20 protein-coding genes are annotated in these 18,833 nt (G+C 61.7%); 14 read left to right on the plus strand and 6 right to left on the minus strand.

Features of this window, described 5'->3' with window-relative positions:
* Positions 1-102 precede the first annotated feature (102 nt).
* Positions 103-351 carry a hypothetical protein gene (locus J7U39_RS30325; RefSeq protein ID WP_210633668.1) on the minus strand — a complete coding sequence of 83 codons (249 nt, stop codon included), beginning with the start codon at positions 349-351 and terminating at the stop codon, positions 103-105.
* A gap of 36 nt (positions 352-387) precedes the next feature.
* Positions 388-789 carry a DUF2934 domain-containing protein gene (locus J7U39_RS30330; protein WP_210633670.1) on the minus strand — a complete coding sequence of 134 codons (402 nt, stop codon included), beginning with the start codon at positions 787-789 and terminating at the stop codon, positions 388-390.
* Between the two features lie 188 nt (positions 790-977).
* Between J7U39_RS30330 and J7U39_RS30335 the strand changes: the two genes are divergently transcribed.
* Together J7U39_RS30335 and uxuA are read left to right on the plus strand one after the other, a co-directional pair.
* A complete protein-coding gene (locus J7U39_RS30335) occupies positions 978-1,700 on the plus strand; it encodes a GntR family transcriptional regulator (protein WP_210633672.1) in 723 nt (240 codons plus the stop codon).
* A gap of 44 nt (positions 1,701-1,744) precedes the next feature.
* The gene (gene uxuA / locus J7U39_RS30340) at positions 1,745-2,932 is read left to right on the plus strand and encodes a mannonate dehydratase (RefSeq protein WP_210633674.1); all 1,188 of its coding nucleotides are present in this window, start codon (positions 1,745-1,747) and stop codon (positions 2,930-2,932) included.
* 57 nt (positions 2,933-2,989) lie between these two features.
* On the opposite strand, the gene J7U39_RS30345 is transcribed toward uxuA, so the two are convergent.
* On the minus strand, positions 2,990-3,637 hold the full coding sequence (locus J7U39_RS30345) for a TetR/AcrR family transcriptional regulator (protein ID WP_210633676.1): 648 nt from the start codon (positions 3,635-3,637) through the stop codon (positions 2,990-2,992).
* A 136-nt stretch (positions 3,638-3,773) separates the two neighbouring features.
* On the opposite strand from J7U39_RS30345, the gene J7U39_RS30350 reads away from it, so the two are divergent.
* The gene (locus tag J7U39_RS30350; protein WP_210633678.1) at positions 3,774-4,958 is read left to right on the plus strand and encodes an HlyD family secretion protein; all 1,185 of its coding nucleotides are present in this window, start codon (positions 3,774-3,776) and stop codon (positions 4,956-4,958) included.
* Between the two features lie 24 nt (positions 4,959-4,982).
* Entirely contained in the window at positions 4,983-6,566 is a 1,584-nt protein-coding gene (locus tag J7U39_RS30355) for a DHA2 family efflux MFS transporter permease subunit (RefSeq protein WP_210633680.1), read from the plus strand.
* Between the two features lie 83 nt (positions 6,567-6,649).
* Here J7U39_RS30355 and J7U39_RS30360 read toward each other — a convergent pair whose 3' ends face one another.
* Positions 6,650-7,519 carry an aldose 1-epimerase family protein gene (locus tag J7U39_RS30360; RefSeq protein ID WP_210633681.1) on the minus strand — a complete coding sequence of 290 codons (870 nt, stop codon included), beginning with the start codon at positions 7,517-7,519 and terminating at the stop codon, positions 6,650-6,652.
* A 106-nt stretch (positions 7,520-7,625) separates the two neighbouring features.
* On the minus strand, positions 7,626-7,952 hold the full coding sequence (locus J7U39_RS30365) for a DUF6665 family protein (RefSeq protein WP_210633683.1): 327 nt from the start codon (positions 7,950-7,952) through the stop codon (positions 7,626-7,628).
* A 141-nt stretch (positions 7,953-8,093) separates the two neighbouring features.
* Between J7U39_RS30365 and J7U39_RS30370 the strand changes: the two genes are divergently transcribed.
* From J7U39_RS30370 to J7U39_RS30390, 5 genes are all read left to right on the plus strand, one after another.
* Positions 8,094-9,716: an ABC-F family ATP-binding cassette domain-containing protein gene (locus tag J7U39_RS30370; RefSeq protein WP_210633684.1), complete on the plus strand. Its 1,623-nt coding sequence runs from the start codon at positions 8,094-8,096 to the stop codon at positions 9,714-9,716.
* 220 nt (positions 9,717-9,936) lie between these two features.
* A complete protein-coding gene (locus J7U39_RS30375; RefSeq protein WP_085781420.1) occupies positions 9,937-10,464 on the plus strand; it encodes a hypothetical protein in 528 nt (175 codons plus the stop codon).
* A gap of 98 nt (positions 10,465-10,562) precedes the next feature.
* Positions 10,563-10,727, plus strand: a complete 165-nt coding sequence (locus J7U39_RS30380; protein ID WP_003571841.1) for a DUF1328 domain-containing protein — start codon at positions 10,563-10,565, stop codon at positions 10,725-10,727.
* 328 nt (positions 10,728-11,055) lie between these two features.
* Positions 11,056-11,577, plus strand: a complete 522-nt coding sequence (locus J7U39_RS30385; protein WP_210633686.1) for a DUF992 domain-containing protein — start codon at positions 11,056-11,058, stop codon at positions 11,575-11,577.
* Between the two features lie 76 nt (positions 11,578-11,653).
* A complete protein-coding gene (locus tag J7U39_RS30390; protein WP_210633688.1) occupies positions 11,654-12,109 on the plus strand; it encodes a GNAT family N-acetyltransferase in 456 nt (151 codons plus the stop codon).
* A 60-nt stretch (positions 12,110-12,169) separates the two neighbouring features.
* Here J7U39_RS30390 and J7U39_RS30395 read toward each other — a convergent pair whose 3' ends face one another.
* Positions 12,170-13,099 carry a LysR substrate-binding domain-containing protein gene (locus tag J7U39_RS30395; protein WP_210633690.1) on the minus strand — a complete coding sequence of 310 codons (930 nt, stop codon included), beginning with the start codon at positions 13,097-13,099 and terminating at the stop codon, positions 12,170-12,172.
* Between the two features lie 73 nt (positions 13,100-13,172).
* Between J7U39_RS30395 and J7U39_RS30400 the strand changes: the two genes are divergently transcribed.
* The 5 genes from J7U39_RS30400 (at position 13,173) to J7U39_RS30420 (ending at position 18,831) form a co-directional block, all read left to right on the plus strand.
* Positions 13,173-14,090, plus strand: coding sequence for a DMT family transporter (locus J7U39_RS30400; RefSeq protein ID WP_210633797.1), 918 nt, complete (start codon positions 13,173-13,175; stop codon positions 14,088-14,090).
* 111 nt (positions 14,091-14,201) lie between these two features.
* The gene (locus tag J7U39_RS30405) at positions 14,202-14,975 is read left to right on the plus strand and encodes a DeoR/GlpR family DNA-binding transcription regulator (RefSeq protein ID WP_085781425.1); all 774 of its coding nucleotides are present in this window, start codon (positions 14,202-14,204) and stop codon (positions 14,973-14,975) included.
* 121 nt (positions 14,976-15,096) lie between these two features.
* The gene (gene glpD, locus J7U39_RS30410) at positions 15,097-16,611 is read left to right on the plus strand and encodes a glycerol-3-phosphate dehydrogenase (protein ID WP_210633691.1); all 1,515 of its coding nucleotides are present in this window, start codon (positions 15,097-15,099) and stop codon (positions 16,609-16,611) included.
* 42 nt (positions 16,612-16,653) lie between these two features.
* Positions 16,654-17,751, plus strand: a complete 1,098-nt coding sequence (locus J7U39_RS30415) for an ABC transporter ATP-binding protein (protein ID WP_210633692.1) — start codon at positions 16,654-16,656, stop codon at positions 17,749-17,751.
* A 9-nt stretch (positions 17,752-17,760) separates the two neighbouring features.
* Complete coding sequence (locus J7U39_RS30420) at positions 17,761-18,831, plus strand: ABC transporter ATP-binding protein (protein ID WP_210633694.1); 1,071 nt, start codon at positions 17,761-17,763, stop codon at positions 18,829-18,831.
* Positions 18,832-18,833 lie beyond the last annotated feature (2 nt).

Consider the following 18,833-nt stretch of genomic DNA (forward strand, 5'->3'; position numbering starts at 1 on the left):
CGCGATCCGGCCCATGGGGACACCTTTCGAGCACGACCTTGACCTCCCATCATCACCGAGTATCGGGCGATTTGTCAAAACTAACATCGTTGAAGTCTGCAGCTACCGCCAATATAGGCGCGAGTTTTCCACCGATGACCGGCCGAGGAGATAGCCGAACCCGAATGCGACAATACCTATAGTGAGCAACAATGCGCTTGCGGTCTGCGGGTGGTTTCTTGCCCCGGCCGTGACTGCATAGACCTCGCGTTTCACCCCGCTGGCCGCCGATTGGGCAACCTTGGCCAATCCTTCCGGCGGCTCGACGGGTGTGCCGGTGAATCCGGCGTCCAAGTCTCTTTTATCGACCATGTCGGGACCTTTCCTGCATTGACTCAAGACTGCAATTTAATCCTGCTCGCGTGTGCCGGGTGAGGCTTCGCGTTGATCGGCGTCTTCGAGATCCGTCTTGACCAGGAACGTATCGCTATGTTCGCGCGAGGCCTCTCGCAACGCTTCGAGCTTGGGAGGATTGTCGGCCTCGCCATGCCGCGTATCGAGCTCTTGTTCGGCGCGGGTCCAATGATCCTGATGCCTGCCCTCCGGCCTGCCGTCCTTCTCCCACAGCACGTATGCTCTTTTGCGGATCTCCTCCTCGCGGCCAGCGGCCGGAGAATCGGTGCGCTGCCCGACGGTCTGGTGTGCCGCTTGCCGCGCCATCTTCCCTTTCCGCGCACCGGCGGGGGAGGAATCCTTCAGCCGCGTGTCGTCAGTCGTGCCTTCACTTCTTTTGCGTACCGGGTTCTTCATCGGCGCCTCCTTGATTGGATCTCAACCAATTCGGCTGATCTAAGTTCCAACCAAGAGACGCGGCCAGCATCGAAACGGCGGTTGAAGCGACGCGGAACCTCAAAATGTAAACCAGTTCCTCCGCAGCTCTTGGCAAGGCGCTGAGGCTGATATACTAGTATGTCAGAACGCCACCACCGGTCTTGAGTATGCGGCAGTCCCCAGAAGCCGAAGCGCCTGCTGTTCCGATTTCCCAAGGAGTCGGTCCGAAGTTGCGACGCGTCACCACGGCCGGCGCCATCTACGAACGGCTCTATGCCGACATCGTCTCGCTCAGGATGCCGCCTGGCCTGTTGCTGCAGGAGAAGCGGATTGCCGAGGATTTCAGGGTCAGCCGCACGCCGGTGCGCGAGGCACTGCTCAGGCTCTCCGAAGGCGGGCTGGTCGACATCTATCCGCAGTCGGGCACGGTCGTATCGCGTGTGCCTGTCGCGTCGATCCCGGAGGCGGTGGTCGTGCGCAAGGCGCTCGAAGGTACGACCGTCGAGGCTGCGGCCGAAACCGCCAGCGCTGCCGATATTGCCCATCTGGACGCCATCATCTCCCGGCAGCGGTCGCATGCCGCGGTCGGCAACGCCTCGAACTTTCATGAGGAGGACGAGGCCTTTCACGAAGCGATTGCTGAGATAGCAGGTTATCCCGGCATCTGGGCGATTCTGAAGACGGTCAAGGTGCAGATCGACCGGGCGCGGCGGCTGGCGCTGCCGGCGCTTGGGCGGATGGACAATGTGATCCGCGAACACATCGTCATTCGCGACGCGCTCGTCGCCCATGATGCCACGGCTGCGCGCGGCGCGATGATCCATCACTTGAGCGCCGTCATTCCCGATGTCGATGAGCTACGCTCGCGTTACCCCGATTATTTCTGCTGACGGCAGGATCACCACGAAACGAAGAGTCGAGGGAAGGAAGAAAGATGCGACAGGGTTGGAGATGGTTCGGACCGGAAGCGCCGGTGACGCTGGATGATGTCCGCCAGACGGGCGCCACTAATATCGTCTCATCGCTCCATCAGGTGCCGATTGGCAGGGCCTGGACGGAGAAGGAGGTGCGCGAACGCCAATCGCTGATCGAGACGACGCCAGCCGACCGCTCGCCGCTCGTCTGGTCGGTCGTCGAAAGCATTCCGATCCCCGATGCCATCAAGCGCAGGGGCGGGGAGGCGAAGGCCGAAATCGAGGCGTGGATCGCAAGCCTCGAAGCGGTCGCCGCCTGCGGCATTCCGATCGTCTGCTATAATTTTATGCCCGTCGTGGACTGGACCCGCACCGAACTCGATTTCGTGACGCCGACCGGGGCCACCGCGATGCGCTTTGATCATGAGCGTTTCGCGGCCTTCGATCTTTTCATTCTGGAACGGCCGGATGCGGCACGGGACTATGCCGATGCAGATCGGGAACGGGCGCGCATCGTCTTCGAGGCGATGTCGGAGGAGGAGATCGCCGAGATCACCCGCATCATCACATCGGCTCTGCCGGGTTCGACCACCGAACCTCTGACCATTCCGGCCTTCCGGGAAAAGCTTGTCGCCTATCGCGGTATCGATGCCGCAAGGCTGCGCCGGCACCTGATCGAATTCCTCGAGGCGGTGACGCCGGCCGCCGAAGCACGCGGCGTCAAGCTGACGCTGCATCCCGACGATCCGCCGCGGTCGCTGTTCAGTCTGCCGCGCATCGCCTCGACGGCCGATGATTATGCTGCTCTCTTCGATGCGGTGCCGTCGAAGGCGAACGGCATGTGCTATTGCACCGGCAGCCTTGGCGTGCGCGCCGATAACGATCTGCCGGCGATCGCCCGCCGTTTCGCCTCACGGATATATTTCGCCCATCTGCGCGCTACGACGAGAGAGGGCGATGGCCGAACATTCCATGAAAGCGCGCACCTGGAGGGCGATGTCGACATGGTTGCCGTTCTCCGGGAACTTGTCACGGAAGACCGCCGCCGTGGCGCTCAAGATACCATCGTCTTCCGCTCGGACCATGGCCACCGCATGCTCGACGATCTCGACAAAACAGTCACGCCCGGCTACCCCGCCATTGGCCGCATGCGCGGCCTTGCCGAGCTTCGCGGCATCCTGCATGCACTGGATGCCCCGCCGACCTGAGGGCATTGGCGTCGCTTGGCATAGAAAATCATTGCGCTCTGGAGCCCAAGCGACACTTCAGAGCGCGCAACCCTTCAGGAACAGATCCGTGCACATCTTCGCCCTTGCGGCGATCTCCTTGATCCCCGGCGGCTGTTGCTGGCGCAGCATCGCTGCACGCTGTGGCTCCATGATCATCATCCCACGGAGCATCCCGCAGGCGGCATGTGGATCGTCGAGTGCGATCAGCCCGCGATCGATCTGTCTACGCAGCCAGTCCTCCATCAGCGCGTTGGTCCTGACGATCGCTTTCTCATAGAAGGTCGTGGCGATCTCGGGAAAGCGGTCGGACTCGCTGATGACGAGCCGAGTCACGGTGATCGTGTCCAGCGAGAGCGTCAGCATGCCATAGGCCATCAGCATGCGCTCCAATCCTTGCCTGAGGTCCAATACCGCAAGCGTTCCGGGATCGAGCGACATGAGGAAGCGCCCCGTCCGCTCGATGATCATCTCGGAAAACAGATCCGCCTTGGTCGGAAACAGCCGGTAGAGCGTCTTGGTCGAGACACCAGCCCCTTGCGCGATCGCGGCGATGCTTGCCGCGGCATAACCATTCTCGTGGAACTGCCGGTTAGCCGCCTCGATGATCACGCTTCTCGTATCGTCGTCGCAGCGGACTTGCGGTCGTCCTCGCGGTCTCTTCTCGATTTCGTGATTTTGGACCATGACTATTTTCCAAATTCTTGTTGACACCGATTTTATAAAGCATATTTTGGAAAATAACAAGTTTCCAAAAGTGGAACTGACATGAATTTAGAGGCCGCAGCCGGTAGCGACAGCGACCAGTAATAGGAGAAAGGCAATGTCCATCAGTACGCTGCAGGCCCTGAACAACAACGCGCCTGTCACCGAAACCACGGCGGAGGCCGCGCCGGCAACCCTTGATACCGGCAACACGTCACGCATCGTCGAAGCTGCCGCCGTTTTGGAGCATCCCGCCCCCAAGCGCCGTGGCCGCGGACTGTTGCTGGGCGCGACCGCCATCGCCCTGATCGCCGCCGCCAGCTATTACGGCCATAGTTACTGGACCTTCGGCCGCTTCGAGATTTCCACCGACGACGCCTATGTGAAGGCCGACAATACGACTGTCGCACCAAAGGTTTCGGGCTACATCGCGGAAGTGCTCGTAGGTGACAACCAGGTGGTCAGGGCGGGTCAGCCGCTCGCACGCATCGATGATCGCGATTTCCGTGCCGCTCTCGATCAGGCCAAGGCCGATGTCGCCGCCGCCGAGGCGACGCTCAACGCCAAGCAGGCGTCACTGGATATTCAGCAGTCGACGATTGCCGCAGCCCGCGCCACGGTCGAGGTCGACAAGGCAAACGAGACCTTCGCCGAACAGAACAACAGGCGTTACGCCAATCTCGCCACCAATGGTTATGCGCCAGTTCAGACGGCACAACAGGCCGCTTCCGCCATTGCCGCCGCCCAGGCAACCATTGTTCGCGACAACGCTGCGCTCGACGCCGCCGTCAAGCAAGTCGACCTTCTCAATGCCGAACTCGCCCAGGCGAAGGCGACGCTCGCCCATGACCAGGCTGTCCAGCATCAGGCTGAACTGAACCTCTCCTATGCAGAGATTACCGCCCCTGTCGACGGCACCGTCGGCAACAGGACGCTGCGGGTCGGCCAGTATGTGCAGGCGGGCACCCAGCTGATGTCGGTTGTACCCACGAGCGCGATCTATGTGATCGCCAACTACAAAGAAACGCAGCTGACCGATGTTCGCCGCGGCCAGCCGGTGGATATCGAGGTCGATACTTTTCCAGGCCGCATCTATCGGGGCCATGTCGATAGCCTTGCTCCGGCAAGCGGCCAGGAATTCGCGCTTCTGCCTCCCGACAACGCGACCGGCAACTTCACAAAGGTCGTTCAGCGCATTCCGGTCAAGATCGTGCTCGACGGCGAAGCCGCCAATGGCGACTTGCGACCCGGCATGTCCGTTCAGCCGAGCATCGACACCAAGGCCGATGCCGACCGCAGTTAGGCGCGGGGATTAGGAGATCGCGTCATGTCCACTACCGCAGCAACAGCCGCCCCCATATCGCAGCCGGGCGCCGGCACCAAGGAATGGATCGCCGTTCTCGCCGGCATGATCGGCGCCTTCATGGCGATCCTCAACATCCAGATCACCAATGCCTCCCTCCTCGACATCGAGGGCGGCATCGGAACGGGCGTCGACAACGGCGCATGGATATCGACCTCCTACCTGATCGGGGAGATCGTCGTCATTCCGCTGACGGCCTATTTCAGCAATGTCTTCTCGTTCCGCCGCTATATCCTCGTCAATTCCATTCTCTTTCCGCTATTTTCGATGGCTTGTGCCTTCGCGCATGATCTCGGCACGATGATCCTGCTGCGCGGCCTGCAGGGCTTTGCCGGTGGCGTACTGATCCCCATGGCCTTCACCATGGTGCTAACCAAATTGCCGAAGACCCAGCAGCCGCTGGGGCTCGCGATCTTCGCGCTGTCGGTCACTTTCGCCCCGGCCATCGGCCCGACGATCGGCGGCTACCTGACGGAGAATTATGGCTGGCAGACGATCTTCTTCATCAACACGATCCCGAGCCTCATTATGGCGGCCGCTCTCGCCCTGACGCTGGAAAAGCAGCCGATGCAGCTCCACCTTCTGAGGGAAGGCGACTGGGCCGGCATCTTCACCATGGCCGTCGGCCTCTCGGCGCTGCAGACCGTGCTGGAGGAAGGCAACAAGGAAGACTGGTTCTCTTCGCCCTTCATCGTCAAGCTCAGCCTTGTCGCCTTCGTCTTTCTCGCTGTCTTCATCTGGATCGAGCTGACGGTCAAGAAGCCGCTGGTAAAGCTGCGGCTGCTCACTCAGCGCAATTTCGGCATCGGCGTGCTGGTCAACGTCCTGGTCGGCGTCGCGCTCTTTGGCACAGTCTATATCCTGCCGCAATATCTCGGCCAGGTGCAGCGTTATAATGCCGAGCAGATCGGCAACGTACTCGCCTGGACCGGCCTGCCGCAGCTGTTGCTCATTCCGCTGGTGCCTGTTCTCATGAAGCGTTTCGACGCCCGCTATATCGGCTTCCTCGGTATCTCGATCTTCGCGATCAGCTGCTTCATGAACATCATGCTTTCGGCTGACAATGCCGGCGACCAGTTCTGGATCCCGAATATTGTCCGTGCCGTTGGCCAGGCCCTGGTGCTGACCCCGATCACAGCCATTACGACGGCCGGCATTGCTCCATCAGATGCCGCCGCCGCCTCTGGCCTGACCAACATGCTGCGCAATCTTGGCGGCGCGGTCGGCACCGCCTCTCTCGGCACCATCCTGACGAAGCGCGAACAGTTCCATTCCAATATCATCGGCCAGTCGATTACGCTGAGCCGTGACGAAGTTCGCGATCGCCTGGGCAAGCTTACCGGCTACTTCATCCAGCACGGCGTCACCGATCCGGCTGTTGCATCGCAAAAGGCGGTCGTTGCGATGGGTCAGATCGTCAAGCGCCAGGCATTGATCTTGGGCTTCAGCGATACTTTCGCTATCATCGGCGTGGTGCTTGCAGTGGCGGCATTTGCCCTGCTCCTCACCAAAAAGCCTCAGGCCGGCGCCGGTGCGGGCGCCCATTGAAACCCGGCGGACGCCGCAGGAAGATCCTCCGTAGGGAAAGCCCTCCTTTGCCGTCATGCGAAGGGGGGCTTCACACGTGAACGCTAATGGCCGATCTCGACCGTGAAGGCGAAACGCGCAACGGCGCCCGGTGCAAGCAGCGTCGTCGAGGGCCGCTTCGACAACTCGCTCGATGCTCCGGCTTGCGCAGCCGTGCCATGCCATGGCTCGACGCAAAGGAAGGGCGCGCCCGGCTTGGTCCAGAGAGCGAGGTTGGGCAGGTTTTCGAAGCGGAACCGCAGGATTGGCCCGCCTTCGGCCCCGTAGCGCAGCCCTTCGCCCGCACCCTTGGGGAAGATCATCGCATCCTGCTCGAACAGCGCGTGATTCAGAACCAGACGTCCGGCATGAAACGGCGAAGGCAGCGCTGGGGGATTGATAAGGCCGCCCGCCAGCCGCACGAGTTCCGGCTCGCCCTGATTGTCGAGCGTGATGATGTGGGCGCGTCCGGTAGCGCCGGGCAGCGGCCAGGCGAAGGCGGAGTGGAATCCAAGCCCGAAGGGCATCGTCTTCCGGTCGCGGTTGGTCACCTCGGCGCTGACCGTCAGCGCCCGGCCTTCCACCGCATGCTCCACGGCCAGCAGGAATTCGAACGGATAGACCGCCCGGGTACTCTCCGAGGCGGCAAGCTCGTACCGACACATCGTTGCCGCGGATGCCGCGAGGGAAAACTCGCTGCGGCGGGCAAAACCATGCTGGGCCATCGGATAGATCGTGCCGTCGATTGCGATCTTGTCGTCCGGGGCCTTGCCGACGATCGGAAACAGGATCGGCGAACGCCCGGTCCAGAAGGCGGCGTCGCCCGTCCATAGCCACGAGCGTCCGTCGCTTGATTTAAGTGCCTGCATCTCGGCGCCGAGGGAGGAGACATCGACAGTGAGGTCCTGATTGCCGATCCGGATTGAGGCTGGCATCGCAATTTCCCTTTCGTAGGTTGGTACCAAGTCATCTCATTTCCGCACCGTTAGTTTCGACTCAATCGGTGAGGGTGGTAATCACACGCAAGCTGGCGCTCATTCGTTACTTCCGTATCGCGCCCAACCTTGCGATCACTTCGTTCGGAATTCCGTAGCGCTGAATGGCGTCGCGGTTATTTTTCATTCCGCAGATTTCACGCTGGATGAAGAATGCCCAGACCGCGTCGGAGGCGTCATTGAGAAGTCTCTCGCGCTCCGCACTTTGGCGTTCGCCGGTCCAGGCTTTCAAGGCGGCGAGGGCCGCCTCCACCTTCAGCCCGTGACGCCCGAGTGAATCGGCGCGCTCCGACATCAGCTCGTATTCGAGGACGCTGAGGCCGTTCCTATCCTCCTGGGATTGTCTGAAAGACTGCGGGGGCCGAACGCTCATGGGCACGGATTCCTTATCAGCGTAGGCGACAACCTTATCCAATCCGGTCTTTGAGATCGAGAGGGCAGGGGAACGGACCTTTCCCGCCATTTCCCGGCGTGGTAAGGGCGCCGTAACTTTCTTTCAGGCCCATAGCAGACCATGATTCGTATCGAGAATATCAGCAAGCAGCTCAGCCACCGGATCCTCTTCATTGAGGCGTCGGCCGCTCTTAACAAAGGCGAGAAGATCGGCCTCGTCGGCCCGAACGGCGCCGGCAAGACGACGATCTTCCGGATGATCAACGGTGAAGAGCAGCCCGACGAGGGACAGGTCTCCTGCGAGAAGGGCGTCACCATCGGCTATTTCGACCAGGACGTCGGCGAAATGTCAGGCCACAGCGCCGTCGCCGAAGTGATGAACGGCGCCGGGCCGGTCAGCATCGTTGCCGCTGAACTGCGGGAGCTGGAGGCGGCCATGGTCGACCCCGAGAGGGCCGGCGACATGGAGGAGATCATCGAGCGCTACGGCGAGGTGCAGGCGCGTTACGAGGAGCTGGACGGTTATGCGCTCGACGGGCGCGCCCGCGAAGTGCTTGCGGGCCTGAGTTTCAGCCAGGAGATGATGGACGGCGACGTCGGTGCGCTGTCGGGCGGCTGGAAGATGCGCGTGGCGCTTGCCCGCATCCTGCTGATGCGTCCCGACGTCATGCTGCTGGACGAACCGAGCAACCACCTGGATCTCGAAAGCCTGATCTGGCTCGAAGAGTTCCTGAAGGGTTATGAGGGGGCGCTGCTGATGGCCTCGCACGACCGCGAGTTCATGAACCGCATCGTCAACAAGATCCTCGAGATCGACGCCGGCTCGCTGACCTCCTATTCCGGCGACTATGAATTTTACGAGCAGCAGCGGGCGCAGAACGAAAAGCAGCAGCAGGCCCAGTTCGAGCGCCAGCAGGCGATGCTCGCCAAGGAAATCAAGTTCATCGAGCGGTTCAAGGCGCGCGCTTCGCATGCTTCGCAGGTGCAGAGCCGCGTGAAGAAGCTGGAGAAGATCGACCGGGTGGAGCCGCCCAAGCGCCGTCAGTCGGTCGCGTTCGAATTCCAGCCAGCGCCGCGCTCCGGCGAGGACGTGATCAGCTTAAAGAACGTCCATAAGAAATATGGCAGCCGAAGCATCTATGAGGGGCTGGATTTCATGGTACGGCGGCGAGAACGCTGGTGCATCATGGGCATCAACGGCGCCGGCAAATCGACGTTGCTGAAGCTGGTGACGGGCACCACGACGCCCGACGAAGGCAGTGTCGCTCTCGGCGCCAGCGTCAAGTTGGGCTATTTCGCCCAGCATGCGATGGATATTCTCGATGGCGAGCGCACGATCTTCCAATCGCTGGAAGATCGCTTTCCCCAGGCAGGGCAGGGGCCTTTGCGCGCGCTCGCCGGATGTTTCGGCTTTTCCGGTGACGATGTCGAGAAAAGGTGCCGGGTGCTGTCGGGCGGCGAGAAGGCCCGGCTGGTCATGGCTATGATGCTGTTCGACCCGCCGAACCTGCTCGTGCTCGACGAGCCGACCAACCATCTCGACCTCGACACCAAGGAAATGCTGATCAAGGCGCTCGCGCAATATGAGGGCACCATGCTCTTCGTATCCCACGACCGGCATTTCCTAGCTGCGCTCTCCAACCGCGTGCTGGAACTGACCCCGGAGGGCGTCCATCAATATGGCGGCGGCTATACGGAATATGTGGCGCGCACGGGTCATGAGGCGCCTGGCCTGCGCAGCTGACGGCTATTTTTCCGGCGGCACGGCGAAACCATTGAAATCGAAACGACCAGCAGAGCGCGTCCGCATATTGTTGGACGGCCGGCGCTTTATCGGCGGTTGTGAAAGCCGTTTATGTGAACGAAGAAGAGCGCCGGCCGACATTGCCGGCGCTCTGCCACGATGATGACCCATTTCCATGGTGTTCGGGCCTTCTTCAAACAATCGGGGCGGGCACATCAGCATGGACTGGATCAATCGTCATATCGATCAGCCGTTATTGAACGGCGCGGCAGGCTTGCTGCGGCAGTGGCACATTCGTACACGGCAGTCGCCGGAGCTGCTGGAGCCGACGTGGAACCTTGTCGTGCTATCCTTTCTCCTTATCGCGAGCGGACAGGTCATGACGGGCAAGCCTTTCGCGCTCAGCATTGCCGCGCTGATCATGCTGGCCCTGCCTTCAGCCAAGAAGTTGCTTTCGGCGGTCAAGGCAGGGGGAAGCGCCTATGGCGCCCGGGAATACAAATCGTCAAGGGCGCGCGCCGTCGCCAAACGGGAGGCGGAATGGTCGGTGCGGATCATCGTGCTGTTTTCATCCGCCTGCCTTCCGTTCATCGCCCGCATCGATGATCCGGTGGGCGCCTGTTTCATGCTCGGGGCAAGTGTCTGGTTCGTGCTGACCGGGCCGCTCAAAACTTACCTCGATGCGGCCGAACCTCCCGAACCGACCGAGGGCGACCGGATGTACAGCGGCGTCTTTCATTTCGGCTGAAAGCCGCCGATGCGACGTTCCATCGGCCGGCCATGAGAGTGAGGGAACCAAACCGGACGGCCGCCGTTATCTCCGCAGCAACGTAAAAGGAGATTGCGATGCTTTACTACGCTCTGGTGTTTCTCGTTGTGGCCTTGATTGCCGGCGTCCTCGGATTTGGCGGCATTGCAGGGGCTTCAGCTTCCATTGCCCAGGTTCTGTTCTTCATTTTCCTGGTGTTGTTCGTCGTCTCGCTTGTCATGCGCTTCATGCGCAGAGTATAGTGAAGATGGTTCAAGTATAAAAGCCCGGTGATAATTATCGCCGGGTTTTGCTTTCCTTGATGGTCCCGCAGTGGTCGGTGAAACTCGCTTCGAGCGAATGTGCTTTTCGTGCAACCATCCCTAACAAGATCGTGAAAGACCGCATGCTGGTCGCATGTGCCTTCGAAATGTCCCAATGGGGCTGAACCGTGGGGCTGTCGCTTGCGCCTTCCCACGCGCTTTGACACGCGACGCGAAAACGGCGCCGTCCGGGATTGCTCTGCAGTCCCCTCCGATATCCGGTGCCGCCAGCCGGGTGTTCCCGTCACGATTTGAGAAGGAGAGACTTATGAAAACAACTCTTGCGGCGGCGTTTGCCGCGGTATCGTTGACGTTTTTCGGCGCGGGGGCGGCCAATGCCGCCGACCCTGTCACCAGAACCTATGAAGAGCCGGACCTGCGCAATGGCGTGAAGATCGGTTATCTCACTTGCGATATCGGCGGCGGCACGGGATATGTGCTCGGTTCGTCCAAGGAAGCCGATTGCGTCTTTCAGTCAATTGTCGGCAATGAGCTTTTCGATCACTACACCGGCGAAATCCGAAAGCTTGGCATCGACCTCGGCTTCACCACGCGCAGTCGCTTGATCTGGGCGGTGTTTGCGCCGACGGCTGGTTATCATCGTGGGTCGCTCGCCGGACTTTATGTCGGCGCCAGCGCAGAGGCGACGGTTGGTGCCGGCGTCGGCGCCAACCTCCTGGTCGGTGGCACCTCCGGTTCAATCCATCTGCAGACGGTCAGCCTGACGGGCCAGCTCGGCCTGAATGTCGCGGCCGGCAGCGCGTCGATGACACTGACACCGGCGGATTGACGGGTTTTGTCGCCCCCTGCCGCGACGCGGCGGGGGCTCCACGAGATTATTGGGTTGGCTTGCTGGCGACGAAACGATGGATATCCGAATTGCAACGCCGGGCGAGGATGAGATCCTGGTCGGCCACTATCTGAAAATCTGGGACAGCTATGGCACGCCGCCGGAACATTACAGGCCGGATGCGGCGGCGCGGATATTGGCGTTTTTGAGAAGCGGTCGCCAGGAGCGACGCCTCGCCGTTGTGGACGATGGAATCGCCGGTTCCGTATCTTGTCAGCTGCACCAATCGCCGTTTCCGGAAGTCATTCGGCCGGAGCAGCGGTTGCACGGTTATATCTGGTCCGTCTATGTCGCCGAGGCTTTCCGCCGGCGCGGCATTGCTTTGGCGCTGACGAACAGGGCCGTTGATTATCTGAAATCCATCGGCTGCACGACTGCCGTCATTCATGCCTCGGATGTGGGGGAGCCAGTCTATCGCAGCGCCGGCTTCGAGCTGGCGAAGGAAATGCGCCTGAAGTTTCCTGTGGAGTGAGCCGCATAGCCGAAGCGCCTACACACGGCTGAGGCATGTGCGCGGCGGCGCGTTTTCTGTTTACGCTTTCGGCTTTCCGGGCGCGATAAAGGCGTTGATCGCCGTCTCGTCATGGCCGGCTTCGCGTAGGAAGCGGCTGGCGAATTCGATGGCAGGACTTCTCAATGCATCGTCCGGCCGGATCAGGTGAAAAGCGACATGGGAATCGAGGGTGCGCTGTGACACTGCGACGACGCGCCCGGCGGCAAGCGCAGCATCCGACAACGGCGGCCGCGCAAGCGCAATGCCGAGCCCTTGCGCGCAGGCATCGACCACCAGATTGTAATCTTCGAAGCGTCGGTCCTGACCACGCGGCGTATAGTCGACGCCCTCACGCGCTAGCCAGCGCCGCCAGCCCTCGATATTGGAGTCGTGAAGAATCGGCAGATCGAGCAGCGAAAGCGCATCCGAGCGTTGCCCGAGTCGTGCTGCCATTGTCGGTGAGGCGATCGGAAAAGATTTCTCCTGCCACAGCGGCAGGGCGCGCACGCCCGCCCATGGTCCCTTGCCGCAGCGGACGGCAAGGTCCGTGCCTTCGCCGAAGTCCGCCAGGCGGTGTTCGAGCGTCAATTCGACATGCAGCTCATTTCCTTCGAGCTTTGCCAGGCGCGGAAACAACCATAGAGAGGCGACGGACGGAGTAACGGAAAGGCGCACCACCGCCTTGTTCGGCCGTGGCAGCCAGCGCTCGCCGGTGTTCCCGAGCAGGGAAAGAGCTTCCTCGGCACGTGCGAAGAACCGCATGCCCTCCGGGGTGAGGCGCACACCGCGAGCTTCACGCGCGAAGAGCCGCACGCCCATCCAGCGCTCGAGCCGCGAGACCTGCCGCGATACGGCGCCATGGGTGATCCCGCTTTCCTCGGCCGCGGCCGAAAACGATCCGAGCCGAGCGGCGCGGGCAAAGGTCTCGAGCGTATCGAGCGGTGGGAGCACTGGCGAGCTGTGAACCATGCGCACATTTGATCATCGATTGCGGTGCTTTTCAAGCATGTATCGAAGCCCTAATTCGTTGTCGCACGCACAGATGGAGGCGAACATGAGCATGGCGGCAAGCGCACCGGTTTCGGCAAAACAGCAAGGCGGCTTCGATCTGATCGCCTTTGCGGCGATTGTCGTCACCATTCTCTTCTGGGCCTCTTCCTTCGTGGTGATCCGTATCTGTCTCGGGCCGCTGACGCCGATCGAACTGGCAACGGCGCGTTATGTGGCGGCAGGCGTCCTCGCCCTTGTCTATCTCGCCATCTACCGGCCGATGCCGGAAAAGCGTGAATTCGTCCGCCTCTCGGTCGCTGCCGTCCTCTTCATCGCCGCCTATGCGGTTCTCCTGAACACCGGCGAGCAGACCGTGGCGGCGGGGCCGGCGAGCTTCATCATTAATACCATGCCCGTCTTCACCGCCCTGATTGCCACATTCGCGCTCGGCGAGCGTTTCGGCCGCTGGGGCTGGGTTGGCACCGCGGTTTCCTTCGGCGGCGTGGCGCTGATCGCCGTCGCCTCCGACGGCGGCTTCACGCTCGATCCGAACGCTGTGCTGATCCTCGGTGCGGCGCTCTGCTCGGCGATCGCCAGCGTGTTGCAGAAACCGCTGCTCGCTCGCCTGCCGGCGCTTGCCGTCACCGCCTGGATCCTGTTGATCGGCTCCGTGCCACTCTTTCCGGCCGTCCCGGCGACGATCCGCGCGCTGGCGGCGGCGCCGGCAGAGGTCAATTGGGGCGTTGCCTATCTCGTCATCTTCCCGACTGCGATCGGCTATCTTACCTGGGCCATCGCCTTGAAGCGACTGACCGCTGCGCGCGCCTCGAATTTTCTCTACGGCGTCCCGCCTGTCGCAACGCTGATCGGGTTCGTCGGGCTGGGTGAGACGCCGACCGCACTGGGTGCTGCCGGCGGCGTCATGGCGATCCTTGGCGTGCTCGTGGTCAACGTGATGCGGAAACGATAACCGTATCGCGCTGCCGCCACGTTCGGAGTGCCGCAGTCGGGCAACTGACAAATAGGCATTGCGCTGCCGTTCGCTTTCTTTAAAAACGAAAGCAGAGCGAAAGGGGCGCGGATGTTCTTGACCGACCGACAAACTGAAATCGTGGCGATTGCGAAATCGAGCGGCAGGGTTCTGGTCGAGGAGCTCGCCTCCCGCTTCTCGGTGACGCCGCAAACAATCCGCAAGGATCTGAACGATCTCTGCGACGCGCAGGTGCTGACGCGCATTCATGGCGGCGCGACATTTCCGAGCGGAACGGAGAACGTCAAATACGAGGCGCGGCGGCAGATCGCCGCTTCGGAGAAGCAGGCGATCGGTATGGCGGCAGTCGAGCTGATCCCGAGCGGAGCCTCGCTTTTCATCAACATCGGCACGACGACCGAAGCGGTGGGCGAGGCGCTCGCCAATCACCACGAGCTGATGGTGATCACCAATAATATCAACGTTGCCAACAGGTTGCGTCTCTTTCCGGCCATCGAGGTGGTGATCGCCGGCGGCGTCGTGCGCGGCTCGGACGGCGGCATCGTCGGCGAAGCGGCGGTCGATTTCATCCGGCAGTTCAAGGTCGATTATGCCGTCATCGGCGCATCGGCAATCGATATCGACGGCGCGCTCCTCGATTATGATTTTCGCGAAGTGAAGGTCGCGCAGGCGATTATCGCCAATGCCCGGCATGTCATCCTCGTTGCCGATTCGACGAAATTCGAACGCACCGCGCCGGTCCGGATCGGCCAGCTTTCCCAGGTCCATACCTTCATCACCGACCACTGTCCGGTGCCGTCCATCCGCAATCTCTGCCTCGAAAACAATGTGAAGCTGATCGAAACGAGCACTAGATCGCGCTAGGTCACGCGAATGGAACAAACATTCGTTTGACATTCGCATTCCTTTCGTTTTAACTGTTATCACTTTCGCAATCGCGCAAGTTTTGTGCGATGCGAAATCAGCAGTGGGCTCGGAGGGGCAATTGGGCCGGGAGATACACGACATATTCGTCATTGGCGGCGGCATTAACGGCTGCGGCATTGCGCGCGATGCCGTCGGGCGCGGCTATTCCGTCGCGCTGGCGGAGATGAACGATTTTGCCTCCGGCACGTCGTCCGGCGCCACCAAGCTGATTCATGGCGGCCTGCGTTATCTCGAGCATTACGAGTTCCGGCTGGTGCGCGAATCGCTGATGGAGCGCGAGATCCTCTGGGCGATGGCGCCGCACATCATCTGGCCGCTGCGCTTCGTATTGCCTTATCACAAGGGCGGCATCCGCCCGGCCTGGCTGATCCGACTCGGCCTCTTCCTTTACGATCATCTCGGCGGCCGCAAGCTGCTGCCGGCGACGTCGGTACTCGACATGCGCAAGGACCCGGCCGGCAAGCCGCTGAAGGCGCTGTTCACGAGGGCGTTTGAATATTCCGACGGCTGGGTCGATGATGCCCGCATGGTCGTGTTGAACGCCCGCGACGCAGCCGACAAAGGGGCGGCCATCCTGCCGCGCACCAAGGTGGTGTCGGCGCGGCGCGAGAATGGTCTCTGGCACATTGAAACGACCGATACGGTGACTGGCCGCAATGACAGCCATCAGGCCCGCATGCTGATCAATGCCGCCGGTCCCTGGGTCGATCATGTCATCCGTTCCGCCTTCGGCCAGAACGAGGCCCACCACGTTCGTCTCGTTCAGGGTAGCCATATCGTCGTCAGGAAGAAGTTCGACGACCCTCGTGCCTATTTCTTCCAGAATCCTGACAACCGCATCATTTTCGCCATTCCCTATGAGGGCGATTTCACCCTGATTGGCACCACCGACCGCGACTACACCGCCGATCCCAAGGACGTCCGGATCTCCGAGGAAGAGACCGTCTACCTCTGCAACGCGGCTTCGGAATATTTCAAGGAACCGGTGCGGCCGGAAGATATCGTCTGGACCTATTCGGCGGTCAGGCCGCTTTATGATGACGGCGCCTCGAAAGCGCAGGAGGCGACACGCGATTATGTGCTGAAGCTGGAAGGCGAAGGCGGGGCTGCGCCGCTGCTCAACGTCTTCGGCGGTAAGCTCACCACCTATCGCCGGCTTTCCGAGCATGCGCTGGAGAAAATCGGTGCCGCGATCGGGGTCAAGGGCAGCCCGTGGACGGCAAAGAGCCATCTGCCGGGCGGCAATTTCGCGGTCCAGGGTTATGAGGGCGAAGTCGCCAAGTTGAAGCGGCGTTACCCCTTCCTTGCCGATCCGCATGCGCGCCGGCTGGTGCGCCGCTACGGCACCAGGGCCGAGACGCTGCTCGGCGATGCCCGCGGCATTGAAGACCTCGGGCAGCTGTTCGGCGCCGATCTTTACGAAGCCGAGGTCAAATACCTCGTCGAACATGAGTGGGCCCGGCACGCCGAAGACGTGCTGTGGAGGAGAACAAAGGATGGTCTGCGCCTTTCGAAGGAACAGGCTCAGTCACTGGAGGAGTACATGGCTGCCATACCGGCGATGGCCGGATAAGGTGGCGTGTGGTCCCCGCTGCGTGGAGGCACGGGAATCGGAATGCTGGAACTGCGAAACGCCGCCAAGATGGTGGGCGCGGACTATCATATCTATCCGACCGATCTGGTCCTCGAGCGCGGCACGCTGAACGTCCTGCTCGGGCCGACGCTGTCGGGCAAGACGTCGCTGATGCGGCTGATGGCCGGGCTCGACCGTCCGACCGCCGGCTCCGTCCGTTTCGACGGCGCTGATGTCACTGGCATGCCGGTGCAGAAGCGCAATGTCGCCATGGTCTACCAGCAGTTCATCAATTATCCGGCGCTGACCGTATACGAGAACATTGCCTCGCCGATGCGCATATCGGGCAAGGATGCCGCCACCATCGACCGCGAAGTGCGCAAGGCGGCCGAGCTTCTGAAGCTCACGCCCTATCTTGATCGCACGCCGCTCAACCTGTCCGGTGGCCAGCAGCAGCGCACTGCGCTGGCGCGCGCGCTCGTCAAGAATGCCAGCCTCGTGCTGATGGACGAGCCGCTTGCCAACCTCGACTACAAGCTGCGTGAGGAATTGCGTGAAGAGCTGCCGAAGATCTTCGCCCAATCCGGCGCGATCTTCGTCTATGCCACGACCGAACCGTCCGAAGCGCTGCTGCTCGGCGGCAACACGGCGACATTGAACGAAGGCCGGGTGACCCAGTTCGGGCAGACGATCGATGTTTACCGCCGGCCTGCCGACCTCGCTACCGCCGGCATCTTCGCCGACCCGCCGCTAAACACGCTCGACGTCACCAAATCCGGCAATGCCTTTACGCGTCCGGGCGGGGCAGCCCTTCCGGTTCCCCCGCATCTGGCCGTCGTGCCGGACGGGCCGGTGACGGTCGCTTTTCACCCGCATCATCTCGGCTTCAAGCCGCAGACGGGTGACGCGGCCTGCCTGCAGGCGCGCACGCTGGTTTCGGAGATCACCGGTTCGGAGAGCTTCGTTCACCTGGAATATGATGGCGTGCGCTGGGTAATGCTGGCGCACGGGATTCACGACATCGATCCCGACATGGAGATCGAGGCCTTCCTCGACATGCGCCACCTCTTGGCCTTCGGCGCCGACGGCCGCGCCATCGCTTCGGCCGGCCGCGATGCCGCAACGACCGGAAAGGCATAGGAGAGCACAATGGCACGCATTACGCTCGACCATATCCGCCACGCCTACGGAGCCAATCCGCAGACGGAGAATGATTATTCGCTGAAGGAAGTCGACCACGAGTGGAACGACGGCGGCGCCTATGCGCTGCTCGGTCCTTCCGGCTGTGGCAAGACCACGCTGCTCAACATCATCTCCGGTCTGTTGCAGCCTTCGCATGGCCGCATCCTCTTCGACGGCAAGGATGTGACGAATCTTTCGACGCAGAGCCGCAACATCGCGCAGGTCTTCCAGTTCCCTGTCATCTACGACACGATGACCGTTTACGACAATCTCGCCTTCCCCCTGCGCAACCGCGGCGTGGCGGAAGCCGATGTCGACCGGCGCGTGCGCGACATTCTCGAAATGATCGACCTTGCCGGCTGGGCCAAGCGCAAGGCGCAGGGGCTGACGGCCGACCAGAAGCAGAAGATCTCTCTCGGCCGCGGCCTGGTGCGCAACGACGTCAACGCCATTCTGTTCGACGAGCCGCTGACCGTTATCGATCCGCATATGAAATGGGTGCTGCGCTCGCAGCTGAAACGGTTGCACAAGCAGTTCGGCTTCACCATGGTCTACGTCACCCATGACCAGACCGAGGCGCTGACTTTCGCCGAGAAGGTCGTCGTCATGTATGACGGCCAGATCGTTCAGATCGGCACGCCCGCCGAACTCTTCGAGCGGCCGAGCCACACCTTCGTCGGCTATTTCATCGGTTCGCCGGGTATGAACGTCATGCCGGCGCAGATCGACGGCAGCGCCGTCAAGGTCGGAGACGAGGTGCTGGCGCTCGATTACGCGCCGAAGACTGCAGGTAGCTCCAAGACCGAGCTCGGCATCCGCCCGGAATTCATCCGCCTCGGGCGGGAAGGCATGCCGATCACCATCACCAAGATCGAGGATATCGGTCGACAGAAGATCGTGCGCGCTCGCTTCGCCGGCCAGCCGATTGCGATCGTCGTGCAGGAGGATACGGACATCCCCACGGATGCTCGCGTCACCTTCGATCCGTCCGCCATCAGCATTTACGCCGACAGCTGGCGTGTCGGCAGGGAGGCCTGAGC

Source organism: Rhizobium sp. NLR16a, assembly GCF_017948245.1.
Taxonomy (GTDB): Bacteria; Pseudomonadota; Alphaproteobacteria; order Rhizobiales; family Rhizobiaceae; genus Rhizobium.